The sequence below is a fragment of the Trueperella bonasi genome, from assembly GCF_030811535.1.
Taxonomy (GTDB): Bacteria; Actinomycetota; Actinomycetes; order Actinomycetales; family Actinomycetaceae; genus Trueperella; species Trueperella bonasi.
This window is the reverse complement of the sequence record NZ_JAUSQX010000001.1, coordinates 938,480-950,021: the sequence shown is the minus strand read 5'-3', so window position 1 is coordinate 950,021 and position 11,542 is coordinate 938,480. Positions and strand designations below refer to the sequence as shown.

At 56.4% G+C, this 11,542-nt stretch carries 11 protein-coding genes; 8 read left to right on the top strand and 3 right to left on the bottom strand.

Going from position 1 to position 11,542, the window contains the following annotated elements; genetic code table 11:
- The first annotated feature begins 24 nt into the window (after window positions 1-24).
- From J2S70_RS04530 to J2S70_RS04510, 5 genes are all read left to right on the top strand, one after another.
- Entirely contained in the window at window positions 25-837 is an 813-nt protein-coding gene (locus tag J2S70_RS04530; RefSeq protein WP_307682551.1) for a DUF4261 domain-containing protein, read from the top strand.
- 98 nt (window positions 838-935) lie between these two features.
- Window positions 936-1,583, top strand: coding sequence for a deoxynucleoside kinase (locus J2S70_RS04525; protein ID WP_307682550.1), 648 nt, complete (start codon window positions 936-938; stop codon window positions 1,581-1,583).
- A 256-nt stretch (window positions 1,584-1,839) separates the two neighbouring features.
- Entirely contained in the window at window positions 1,840-2,556 is a 717-nt protein-coding gene (locus tag J2S70_RS04520; protein ID WP_307682549.1) for a queuosine precursor transporter, read from the top strand.
- Between the two features lie 4 nt (window positions 2,557-2,560).
- Entirely contained in the window at window positions 2,561-3,778 is a 1,218-nt protein-coding gene (gene tgt, locus J2S70_RS04515; protein WP_307682548.1) for a tRNA guanosine(34) transglycosylase Tgt, read from the top strand.
- Window positions 3,779-4,228: 450 nt separating this feature from the next.
- On the top strand, window positions 4,229-5,500 hold the full coding sequence (locus J2S70_RS04510) for an ATP-binding protein (protein ID WP_307682547.1): 1,272 nt from the start codon (window positions 4,229-4,231) through the stop codon (window positions 5,498-5,500).
- Window positions 5,501-5,530: 30 nt separating this feature from the next.
- Here the strand turns inward: J2S70_RS04510 and J2S70_RS04505 are convergent, their stop codons facing one another.
- The 3 genes from J2S70_RS04505 to J2S70_RS04495 form a co-directional block, all read right to left on the bottom strand.
- The gene (locus J2S70_RS04505; protein WP_307683371.1) at window positions 5,531-6,229 is read right to left on the bottom strand and encodes a type I restriction endonuclease subunit R, EcoR124 family; all 699 of its coding nucleotides are present in this window, start codon (window positions 6,227-6,229) and stop codon (window positions 5,531-5,533) included.
- Window positions 6,230-6,263: 34 nt separating this feature from the next.
- Entirely contained in the window at window positions 6,264-6,740 is a 477-nt protein-coding gene (locus J2S70_RS04500; RefSeq protein WP_307682545.1) for a hypothetical protein, read from the bottom strand.
- Between the two features lie 230 nt (window positions 6,741-6,970).
- Entirely contained in the window at window positions 6,971-7,924 is a 954-nt protein-coding gene (locus J2S70_RS04495) for a LysR family transcriptional regulator (protein WP_307682544.1), read from the bottom strand.
- Between the two features lie 206 nt (window positions 7,925-8,130).
- Here J2S70_RS04495 and J2S70_RS04490 point away from each other — a divergent pair, with 206 nt between their 5' ends.
- The 3 genes from J2S70_RS04490 to J2S70_RS04480 are packed head-to-tail and all read left to right on the top strand — an operon-like array spanning window position 8,131 to window position 11,490.
- Window positions 8,131-9,174, top strand: coding sequence for a tripartite tricarboxylate transporter substrate binding protein (locus J2S70_RS04490; protein WP_307682543.1), 1,044 nt, complete (start codon window positions 8,131-8,133; stop codon window positions 9,172-9,174).
- A gap of 59 nt (window positions 9,175-9,233) precedes the next feature.
- Window positions 9,234-9,812: a tripartite tricarboxylate transporter TctB family protein gene (locus J2S70_RS04485; protein WP_307682542.1), complete on the top strand. Its 579-nt coding sequence runs from the start codon at window positions 9,234-9,236 to the stop codon at window positions 9,810-9,812.
- Window position 9,813: 1 nt separating this feature from the next.
- On the top strand, window positions 9,814-11,490 hold the full coding sequence (locus J2S70_RS04480) for a tripartite tricarboxylate transporter permease (protein WP_307682541.1): 1,677 nt from the start codon (window positions 9,814-9,816) through the stop codon (window positions 11,488-11,490).
- Window positions 11,491-11,542: the final 52 nt, after the last annotated feature.

Here is an 11,542-nt window from a genome sequence, read left to right as displayed (position 1 = left end):
TTAAAGAACCGCTAGACTGTGCCCATGCGCGAACTCGGAATCTCCTCGGTACACCCGGAAGCTCCCAGCATCTTCTCAGCCGCCGCAATCATGCGTGCGCCGATTGATCTTGAAGAGGCCGTAGGGCGGCTCGGCGCACTGTGGGGAGAAACCATCGAACCCGTGTGGGAACAGGCCGATCAATCCGATCCCAACACGCGGATTATGCACTTTGAGATTGATGGCGTACGAGTGCTTCTGACACCGGTCAACCACGGGCTAAAGCTAGATAAAGGCCAGCTACCGCTCCATCGTTTTCACGTTGCGGCTTCCTTCTTCGCGCCGGAAGATCGGGCAGGCGAAGGTGCGCGGGCTGGAGAAAGCGAGCAAACGGCGCTACACGAGCTACGGCGTCGCCACCGAATGGTTTCCGCGCACATCGCATACACCGAAGTTATGGACGCCCTCATGCGTGAACCGGCCGCAATCGGCGTATACCGCGACGAACTCGGGGTGCTCATGCCGCCAAAAATGGTGACCGAACTGTCTGACCTGCTGCGCAAAGGCCAGGCTCCGCTACCGCTGTGGATCAACGTGCGGGTGAGCAAACACGATCTCACTCACGGCCGAACTCTGGGATTGCCCATTTTTGGCCACCTCGACCTGCAAATCCGCGAATCAACGCGCTCGGACGAAGACGTATACAACTTACTCATGAACGTCTCGAACTACATAGTGACCGGCGATACCTTCCTTTTACCCAGCCAAACATTGAGCTACGCCGATGGTGAGGCGCTCGCAATTTCGCAGGAAGTTTCGCAGGCTGACGGGGCAACCGTGATCCGAATCGACTTCTAGGGCGCCTACTGTTCCACAGATCACAAGCGGTGGTTAGGACTTTGCCTAACCACTAGATATGGTGGTGTAAATATTTTAGACCCGAACATGGAGTAGTTTTGGCACTGATAACGGTTGGTGGAATGATCGGCGTTGGCAAGACGACGGCGGCCAATCTGATCGCATCTCACTTGGATGCTCCCCTCCACCTAGAAAAAGTGGACGGCAACAAGATCCTAGAGAAGTTCTACACTGCCAGCCCCGAAGAAGAGCAGTCCAAGCGCTACCCATTCCTGCTCCAACTCAGTTTCTTAAACTCGCGCTATTCAGACATCAAGCGGGCACTCGTTGAGCGGCACGCGGTTCTGGATCGTTCGATCTACGAAGACTGGTACTTTGCGCGGGTAAATACAGACATGGGCCGGATTTCGGAGCTTGAATTTTCGATATATGAGGATCTGCTTGCGAACATGATGGAGGAGCTGACGTTCTTCCCGAAGAAGGCGCCGGATTTGTTTGTGTTCCTGCATGCTGAGTTCGACACGATTTTGCGGCGAATTTCTCGGCGCGGGCGCGACTTCGAGCAGGACGACTCGCAGTTGGCCTATTTCCGGCGGCTGTGGGAAGGTTACCGCGACTGGGTAGAAAACAAGTACAGCGAATCGCCCGTGCTCGTGTTCGACACGGATCGTTACGATCTTTCAGTGCCGGCGCACCAGGAGTATCTGCTCGAATTGGTTGACCGCGAGCTGGCTGCGGGGGATTGATACTCGGAGGGGTGCGCATTTCCTCTTGATAATCGGCGTTTTTCGGCGCGAGCGTCGATGTGAACGCTCAAAGTCAGAACTTTTGCGCGGTGGTCGGTGTATCAATGGCCTCAGGGGTGGTACGATGCCGCTGAGTGTGCGAGTGATCGGCGCTCCGGGCGAGACGTGACATCCGGGAAAACCGGTGTAAGCCGATCGGCTCGTATTCGGGTGGTGGCAGCGCCCGGTGGTTATTTGTAGATCGCATGGAGTTTTCATGAAAGCTGCCTATGCGCCGATAAGGCGCGGTTATTACGACGTGTTCGTGGCCCTGTTTGTGGCTTTTTTGCTACTATCTAACATCGCGGCGACGAAGCTCATTGGCGTGGGGCCGCTCGTTTTCGACGGCGGTGCGCTGCTTTTTCCGCTGACCTATGTGATCGGTGACGTGCTTGCCGAAGTGTATGGCTTTAAGGCTGCGCGTAAGGCGATTGGTTTAGGCTTCGTGGCGTCGATTATTGGGGCGCTGACCTTTTCTTTGGTGCAGATCGCGCCGCCCGCGGCCGAGTACGAAAACCAGGCGGCCTTCGAGGCCGTGCTGGGCGTGGTGCCGCGATTCGTGCTTGCCTCCCTGTGCGGTTATATCGTTGGCCAGCTGTTGAACGCCTATGTTCTGACGTGGATTAAGAACCGCTGGGGTGAAAAGCACCTGTGGGCGCGGCTGGTGGGCTCCACCGTGGTGGGCGAGTTCGTTGACACGATTTTGTTTTGCGTGGTCGCTTGGGGCGGGGTTGTTTCGTGGGGCACAATCTTGAATTTGACGGCCACCGGTTTTGGCTACAAGGTGATCGTGGAGATCGTGCTTTTGCCGATCACTTACGTGGTGATCAACTGGGTGAAGAACAATGAGCCGGGTTATGGCGGGCGCGGGCCGGGTGCTGACGAGAGCCGGCCGGGTGAGCGCGGGCCGGGAGGCGAGAAGGATTCAAGGTGAGGTTATGAGTTTTACGTTGGGCACGAAGCTTGAGGGAGTGCTTGGCCGCACGGGTACGATCCATACCCCGCACGGTGATATTCAAACCCCGGCCTTCATTCCGGTGGGTACGAAGGCGACCGTCAAGGGGGTTACTCCGGAGGAAGTGGCGCAGGTGGGAGCGCAGGCCGTGCTTGCTAACGCCTATCACCTGTATTTGCAGCCGGGTTCGGATGTGGTGGATGAGGCCGGCGGGCTTGGTGCGTTTATGAATTGGCCCGGCCCCACGTATACCGATTCGGGCGGTTTCCAGGTGATGAGCCTGGGTTCGGGTTTTAAAAAGGTGTTGAGCGAGGAGTTTTCGGGAAAGAAGATCGCCGACGACGCGGTAGCCGAGGGCAAGGAACGTCTCGCAAACGTGGACGACGACGGCGTGTGGTTCCGCTCGCACCTCAACGGCGATTTGCATCGGTTTACTCCGGAAGTGTCGATGCGTATCCAACACGAATTGGGTGCGGACATTATTTTTGCTTTCGATGAGCTGACCACGTTGATGAACTCACGCGGCTATCAAGAAGAGGCGCTTGAGCGGACGCGCCTGTGGGCGCAGCGTTGTTTGGTTGCACATAAGACGCTGACGCAGGAGCGCGCGGACAAGCCGTATCAGCAGTTGTTTGGCGTGATTCAGGGCGCGCAGTACGAGGATTTGCGGCGTAAGGCTGCGAGGGACTTGGGTGCGATGGAGGTTGATGGCCAACGTTTCGATGGGTTTGGCGTCGGCGGTGCGTTGGAGAAGGAGAATTTGGGGACGATCGTCGGTTGGGTGAGCGAGGAGCTTCCGGAAGATCGCGCGCGGCATATGCTTGGCATCTCGGAGCCGGATGATTTCTTTGCCTGCATTGAAAACGGTGCGGATACTTTTGATTGTGTGAATCCTTCGCGGGTGGCTCGAAATGGGGCTATCTATTCGCCTGACGGTCGGTTTAATATTACGCGTGCCGAATTTAAGCGTGATTTTTCGCCGCTTGTGGAGGGATGTGGCTGTTACACGTGTACGAATTACACGAAGGCTTATATTCATCATTTGTTTAAGGCGAAGGAAATTCTCTCTGCGACCTTGGCTACGATCCACAACGAGTACTTCACGGTGGCATTCGTGGATTCGATCCGCGCCTCCATCGAAGATGGCTCATATTGGGAGCTTAAGGCCGAGATGCTTGGCCGTTTCTACGCGAAGAAATGAGCCTGTGTTGTGGCAATCCAACCTGCACGACCATTCGCAGTTCACGGCGAACCTGCACTTCGGCGGCTAACCTAGCGGCGGTTAAGCTAACGACGCCGACCGGCCCGCTTAGCAAAATCGTCGAGGGTTGCAAGCGGTTCAGGCGCAACTCAGTATCTACCTTTGCGATTATGAGTTAGGTGCTTAAATCGTAATTGTATGGGCTCTGATTATGCCTTAATAGCTTTCTCGTTGACGAGGATCCGTGAAAATAATCTGACAAACACCGGCTTTTGAGCGTGAGCGTCGATAGGAACGCCCAGTGTCACACTTTTTCCACGAGTTGGAGTTACAGCGCAACGAAAACACGAAGTACATTCCGTAGATTGTTAGTTAGTATATCCGTGAAATGTTAGATAGATTAGATGTAATTTGTTAGATAGAGATTCCGTAGAATGTTAGATTGAGATTATGAAGTATCAGCCACGAGTTGTAGATCGCCTTTTAGATGAGGTTTTTGGCGATTTAGCTGCGATCGCAATTGAGGGCGCCAAAGGCGTGGGAAAAACAGCAACTGCCACGCAACGCGCGCAAACAGTTCTTGCGCTCAATCAGCAGGCCAGCCGCGAAATGGTTAAAGCCAACCCGGGCTTTGTAGCTCAACTCCCGCCGCCTGTGCTCATTGATGAATGGCAATTAGAGCCTCAAGTGTGGGAGCAGGTACGCGTGGAGGTGGATCGCAATTCCGCTGGTGGGCGATTTTTGCTGGCAGGTTCTGCTTCGCCAGATCCGGGTGTTCGGATACATTCAGGCGCTGGAAGAATCGTGCGCTTGGTGATGAGGCCAATGACTTTTAGCGAACGCGGCGTGTACCAGCCCGAGGTTTCTTTCAAGCAGATTCTGGGCGGGGAAAAGCCAGCCGTTGAAGGTCGTAGTGAAGTGGAGCTCGCTAACTATACGAGCGAAATCTTACGTTCTGGCTTCCCTGGAATTCGGCAGTTGCCGCAGCGGGCTCGTGAATTGCAGCTCGATGGGTATTTGGCGCGGATCGTCGATCATGAGCTAGTTGAAAACGCTATAGAGGTTCGCCGTCCGGCAGCTTTGCGGGCGTGGCTCACCGCATATGCGGCAGCGACCAGCACAGACGCGGCTTACACGTCGATATTAGACGCGGCGACGCCGGGTGAAGGCTCGAAGCCTGCCCGCCAGACGGCTGACATTTACCGCGACCATCTTTCCCGCATCTTTATTCTCGATCCTCTTCCCGCTTGGACGCCGACCTTTTCGCCTTTGAAGCGGCTTACGAAGACTCCGAAGCACCACCTTGTAGATCCAGCATTGGCAGCGCGGCTAGTGGGGGTCGGGCAAACTGGCTTGCTGCTGGGACAAGGCGGGCGTGTAAATCCGGCGACGGGCACCTGGCTTGGCGCATTGTTCGAATCGTTAGTTACCCAGGCCGTGCGCGTGTACGCAGAAGCTGCCGGCGCCAACATTTTCCATTTGCGAACTCAGTCCACGGAGCGTGAGATCGACCTGATTGTCGAGCGCGCAGACCTTGGAGTGGTCGCCATTGAAGTAAAGCTAGCGAGTGCGATTAACGACGCCGATGTCCGCCACCTTAACTGGTTGCAGGACCAGCTGGGCGAGCGCGTTATTGACAAGATTGTGATCAACACGGGAGAGTTTGCGTATCGGCGTGACGACGGCGTGGCAGTGATCCCGCTAGCACTTTTGGGGCCGTGAAGCCTTTCGCCCCGCGAACAAGCCAATAACTCACCCAAGGTTGAGCAGTCCGCGGAAGCGGTCGATGAAGCCTTGCAGCCGCTCGATCACACGGGCACGTTTTTCTGCCCGTCCGCTTTCGGGCCGGAAGCGTGATACCGGCGGCATCACGTCGCTGACGGCCGTACCCTCAACCGGCACGTCCCCGTTGTCGCGGAAAATATTCTCGGCCAACTCCCGCGCTTGCCTGGCTTTGAGCTGTTCCTCCGCGATGATCGAGTCGAGCTCGCCGTCGAACTGTGCGCGAATGTAGCGTTGCCAGTCTTCGTCGACGTCGGTGGAAGCGTTGATCCGATCGAGGAATTCTTTGATGAGGTCGCGTTTGTTGCGCAACGTTGGGCTGGCGTTGATGGCACGTTCAATGTCGGCGCGCACCTCCCGGTCCTCAAAGTTGCCGTGTTCTTCGAGGTGGCGTTTGACGAGCATGAGGATGTAGTCAACGTTGACTTCCACCTGTTTGATGAGTTCGATTTCAAACACGACGTCGTCAGCGATCGATTCCTTGTCAGCTCGGGCGCGCTCGCGGAAGAGTTCGTAGAGGTTAATGTACAGCCCTTCGTAGTCCTGAACTTGGCGCGGGCTGAGGAGTTGGGCGCCTTCGAATTCGGGGAAGGAGTCGAGGATGTTGATCAGCCGCAGAATCGCCCCAAACATTCCGACGAATTGTTTTTGGTTTTCTTCGCCGTCGATCGGGCCGCCGAGCGGGAAGCGCTCGAGCAGTTCGTCAACTTTGGCCGCGCATCACGTCCATCTCGACAGTGCCTGCGGTAGGTGCCTTGACGCGCACGTACTTGTACCAGGGCTGGCCGGCGACGAACGTGACGTTGCCTTCCTCATCCGTGATTTCTCGATCCTCGCTAGGCATCTCAATCTTCAGCTCGACGAGGTCTTGGCCTGCCTCGACTCGCACGCCGTTGTCTACGAAAATCGTGTCAACCACGCCCTCGGAGGGCGACTTCGCGTCGATGCTCGGATCCGCTTGGATGGAACCCTTGAGATCGATCGAATTGCTGATCGTGGACGTTTCGGGGAAGGTGGTCATTTGCGGGATGTCGAAGGTCGGATCGAGATCCGGGCCCTCGGCCGTGTCTTGCGATGGGAAAAACGCGAACTTGACCAGCGCAACCGCTATGACCGTCAAAACTACGAGACGAATAATTGCCATAACGCGTGAAAACCGCGAGGTGTGAACCTGTGCCATGTGCCTTCCCACTTTCTTGTGTGCTGCGTCAGTTTGGCTGAGGCTGCTCTACGGCTAGCTGTCCTCACTTCTGTGTGCTAAGTCCAGCTTTGCCGGTGAGCTCAAGGTTATGGGAAGAAAATTCCCTGAATTGCCCTGAACTTTCCCATACTACGGTCTGATGCGGCCGGCGCGCGATGGGGGGAGGACGCTGCGTTTGCGGAAAGGGCGCCGAAGGGTTCACGGAGTTGTTAGAGGGTCATGTCAAGCCCCGCTGGCGGGGGCGTGCGCAGGACCGTTTCGATCACCTTTTGCACCTCGAGCGATCGATAGCGTTTCGGGCTCCAATGCATCCGCACCTGCCTGCATAACGGCCCGCTTTGGATGGGTAGCGCGCGCAACCCCTGATGGTCGCAGCTTTGGTAGGCAAGATAATTCATGACAGGCACAACTAGGCCCGCACGCCCAAGATTGATCAACGTCTGCGGCTGTTCGGTGCGTAGCCGCGCGGGCTCGGTTTGGATATCCCACATATCAAGAATCTCTTCCCACTCGGGATCCAGCGCGGCGCCCGGGGCACCAGTAACAGCGAGTGGAAGTCCAACGAGTTGCTCGGGAGTAGCCACGTCTGTATTTAGCATGTGGGGCGAATCTTCGGGGAAGACCACCACGTAGGGCTCAACCCATAGCGTGCGAATCGGGTTGCCGTGTTCTGCGGTAGAGGGTTCATCATGGTCGGATATTTTCGCGAAGGAACCTATGGCAAGGTCCAATATTCCCGCGTTGAGTAAATTGCCGAGTTCAGCGGAGGTGCGTTCCACGATGTTCAACTCTAAGCTTGGCTCCTCGGCGCGCAGGCGCTTGGCAACGTGGGGTATGAACGCCGCTGAAATCGAGGGAATGGTCCCCAGTACTACCGTGCCCGATAGTTTGCCGGATTCGCTGTGCAGCTCGGCCACAGACACCGCGAAGATTTCCAGAATCTCAACGGCGCGCGCATGAAACATGATTCCTTTTTCGGTGAGGCGGCAGGGGATTGAGGACCTGTCGACCAGCTTGTAGCCGATCGCCCGCTCCAGTGCGGACACGTGTGTAGATACTCGCGACTGGCTGCAGTGCAAAGATTCAGACGCAGCCGAAAAGGAAAGATAGTCCGCCACAGCCACGAACGACTCCAGCCAGTCCACACGGTCGATAATAGCCATGCAGGTCTCCTGTGGTTATTTGATTTCGTGATAACTGGTATCTCCAATTCAAGCACAAATTACGTCGACAAACCGGTAATTTCTAGCGAGAATATAAGGGATCACCAATGATTACCGTTGCAATGGGGCATCGAAGCCCGACATTGCAGCACACTTCGAAGAAGAAATTTTTGGTACTGAAAATTTCGTGATGATTGGAATTTGTAATGAGTACAAACAAGCGCAGTATTTTTGCAGTTTTGGCTTCGGCCGCGCTCCTGCTTTCCGCATGTGGCGGCGACAACGGCGATAACGGTTCTGATAACGGCGGCAGTGAAGCCGGCGGCGGATCCGGCCACGTCTGTGACGTCGCACCTGACTACCCGAGCGGCCCGATCGAAGTTATCGTTCCGTTCTCGGCTGGCGGTGGAACCGACCAGGTTGCTCGCGCGGTAGCTAATGAGCTTTCCCAAGATCTTGGCGTCCAGGTCAACGTCGTTAACCGTACCGGCGGTGGCGGCGTGGTAGGTCACCAAGCTATCGCTAGTGCGAAAAATGACGGCCACACCATCGGACTCGTTACCGCTGAACTTGCGATGATGCACTGGCAGGGTCTGACCGACCTAACCCCCGAAGGCGTTGCAGGGATCTCGCAGGTTAACGAGGACTCGGCCGTTATTTCGGTGTCGGCAAACTCTCCGTACGAGGATATCGACCAGCTTGTTGCCGCTATTAAATCCGGCGATGTTAAGAACGCCTCGGGAACCGTTCAGGGTGGCATCGGCCACCTCGCAATGATCGGCTTCCTCGGCGGCGCAGGCCTTGCCGACGACGCCGTAACTTGGGTTCCGTCCGACGGCGCAGCTCCCGCAGTCCAGGAGCTCGTTGCTGGTGGCGTTGACTTCATCGTGACCTCCTCGATCGGAGAGGTGCGCACCATGCTCGAGAACGGCGAAGTTCGCGCGCTCGCGATCATGGGCACGGAAAAGGACCCGAAGTACACGGATGTTCCGCTCCTTTCCGAATACGGCAACGACTACACCGGTGGTACGTGGCGTGGATTTGCCGCACCTGTTGGCACCGATGAAAAAATCGTCGCTGAGCTTGAATGCTACCTTGGGGAAATCGTTGAGCGCCCGGGCTTCACAGAGGTCATGGATGCTTCGGCCTTCAAGATCAAATACCGCAATGCTGAAGAATTTGCGCAGTTCATGAAGGAAGCGGACGAATCCTTCGGCCCGCTCATGGAAAGCGCTGGCCTCGCACACTAATCTCCTAGTGGTGGCGGCGCAAGCCGCCACCACTTTTTAACTTAAAAGAAAGGTGGATCATGAGTTCACCAGTGAGCTCACCAAACTCGCAAGGCACCAAGCCTAAAATCAACGTTCCCGATGCAGTCATCGGCTCTATCGCCATCGTTTCCGGAATTGCCGTTATTATCTACGGTTTTAGTCTGAAACGGCTCGTGACGGGTCAGCTTGGCCCCGGTCTATTCCCCATCGTCGGTGGAATTCTCTTCGTCATTTTCGGAGGTATTCTGCTTATCCAAGCCCTCCGCGGAACCACCAGCGCGGATGAACTTGAGGAAATTCTCGAACGTAACGCTGCCGAAGGTGCGAAAGAGGAAGAGCTCGGTGAGGGTGGATCCTTCGAGTTCACCTCCGAAAGTGCGGGCCGACTAGCTGTTAATGGCCTCGTGGTTATTGGCGGAATCATTGGTTATATGCTGCTTGCCGACCACCTCGGATTCATCCTCACGATGTTCCTCGTACTGTTCGCCATCATGGTTGCACTCAAAGAAAAGATCTGGCGAGCGGCACTTATGTCCGCGGTCATTACCGCGATTTTGTATTTGGCTTTCGAGGTAGCTTTGCTCGTGCAGCTACCGGACGGGATCGTGGGGTTCTAACATGATCGACAATCTTGGTTCTGCGCTATCACTTATCTCATCGGATCCTTCGACTATCTTTATCGTGCTAGCTGCGGCCGTCTTCGGCCTGGTTATTGGCGCGATTCCAGGATTGACGGCCACGCTTGGCGCGGCGCTGCTCATTCCATTCACCTTCTTTATGGATCCGGTGCCAGCCATCGCATCGATTATTGCGATGTCCGCTATGGCGATCTTCGCCGGGGACGTTCCGGGCGCCTTGCTACGTATGCCGGGTACGCCGTCGTCGGCAGCATACGTGGAAGATGCCTACTCGCTAACCCGTCAAGGCAGGGGTGCCGTCGGACTCGGCGTTTCCCTCATCGCCTCCGCGATCGGAGGCTTGATCGGCTCGGTTGTGCTGATCTTCCTCGCCCAGATCTTGGGCCGGTTCGCTATGAACTTTACGTCCTTCGAGTACTTCTGGGTGGCTGTCCTAGGCCTAACCGCAGCGGTGATTATCTCGCAGGGCTCGCAGGTTAAGGGAGCGCTCGCACTGGTGTTCGGCCTGCTGATTTCGACGGTCGGTTTAGATATCACCCTTGGCCAGCCGCGTTTCACGTTCGGAATGGCCGAACTGTACCGCGGTATCGATTTCATTCCAGCAATGATTGGCCTGTTCGGACTTTCCGAGGTTCTGCGTAACGTAACGTCACGTTCGTCGCAGGTGCGTAAGATGCCGCAGGTGAAAACCAAGGGCATGGTTCGCGATTCGTTTGCCGAAGTGGGCAAGAATAAGCGTGCAGTCGCACAGGGAACAGTTACGGGTTCGATTGCGGGCGTGCTGCCTGGCGCCGGTGCCGATATTGCCGCATGGATTTCCTACGGCGTTGCCAAGGCAACCTCGCGTACTCCGCAGAAGTTCGGCCGCGGGTCAACGGAGGCTATCGCGGGTGCGTCGTCGGCGAATAATTCGGCGCTCTCCTCGGCGTACATTCCAACGCTCGCCTTCGGAATTCCCGGAGATACGATCACGGCAATCCTGATTGGCGTGCTTGTGGTGAAGGGAATTGAGCCTGGGCCGTCATTGTTCACGCAAAACACGGACACGCTGTATGCCCTGTACATCATGTTCTTCATCGCGAACCTGCTTCTCTTGCCGCTGGGCTTCCTTCTCATCAGAGGCGCCTCGACGATCCTGAAGATCCCGCGGTCCATCCTGATGGCGATCATCGTTGCCGTATCGGTGATGGGCGCGTACGCGATTAACAACGGCTACCTCGAAATCATCATCGTTTTGGTATTCGGCCTGTTCGGAGTGCTCTTCGAACGCTTCGGAATACCGCTCGCGCCAGTTGTTCTGGGAATCGTGTTAGGGCCGGTTGTTGAACGCAACTTCCTATCCTCGGTCATCAAGACGGACTGGGATCTCACCCAGTTCTTCACCCGGCCGATTTCAGCGGTGCTGATTGTGCTCACGCTGCTCATGCTGTTCGCACCGAAGGCTATGGAGGCCTTCAACAAGCGGACCGAGAAGGCGGCCGAAAAGCGCCTTGCCGAGGTCGGTGCACTTGACGGCGAAGACGATGCAGCTGGGCCGGCAGTGGCCGAAAAAGTAGTGGCGGACAACGCGGCCGAGCCAACCGGCGTCGTACACGAACCAAGTCCGCCGGAGCAACAAACCGAAGCAAGGGATCTGCAAGATCCGGACGCTCGTTAACTGACGTGAGCGGTCTGCGATTGCGGGCCGCTCACTTTCACTCGTTGCCAAA

What these genes read in the sequence shown, in the direction of transcription:
- J2S70_RS04510 (WP_307682547.1), top strand. Translation starts at nt 4,229, where the DNA reads ATGAAGTATCAGCCACGAGTTGTAGATCGCCTTTTAGATGAGGTTTTT.
- J2S70_RS04485 (WP_307682542.1), top strand. Translation starts at nt 9,234, where the DNA reads ATGAGTTCACCAGTGAGCTCACCAAACTCGCAAGGCACCAAGCCTAAA.
- J2S70_RS04480 (WP_307682541.1), top strand. Translation starts at nt 9,814, where the DNA reads ATGATCGACAATCTTGGTTCTGCGCTATCACTTATCTCATCGGATCCT.
- J2S70_RS04520 (WP_307682549.1), top strand. Translation starts at nt 1,840, where the DNA reads ATGAAAGCTGCCTATGCGCCGATAAGGCGCGGTTATTACGACGTGTTC.
- J2S70_RS04530 (WP_307682551.1), top strand. Translation starts at nt 25, where the DNA reads ATGCGCGAACTCGGAATCTCCTCGGTACACCCGGAAGCTCCCAGCATC.
- J2S70_RS04495 (WP_307682544.1), bottom strand. Translation starts at nt 7,924, where the DNA reads ATGGCTATTATCGACCGTGTGGACTGGCTGGAGTCGTTCGTGGCTGTG.
- J2S70_RS04500 (WP_307682545.1), bottom strand. Translation starts at nt 6,740, where the DNA reads ATGGCACAGGTTCACACCTCGCGGTTTTCACGCGTTATGGCAATTATT.
- tgt (WP_307682548.1), top strand. Translation starts at nt 2,561, where the DNA reads ATGAGTTTTACGTTGGGCACGAAGCTTGAGGGAGTGCTTGGCCGCACG.
- J2S70_RS04490 (WP_307682543.1), top strand. Translation starts at nt 8,131, where the DNA reads ATGAGTACAAACAAGCGCAGTATTTTTGCAGTTTTGGCTTCGGCCGCG.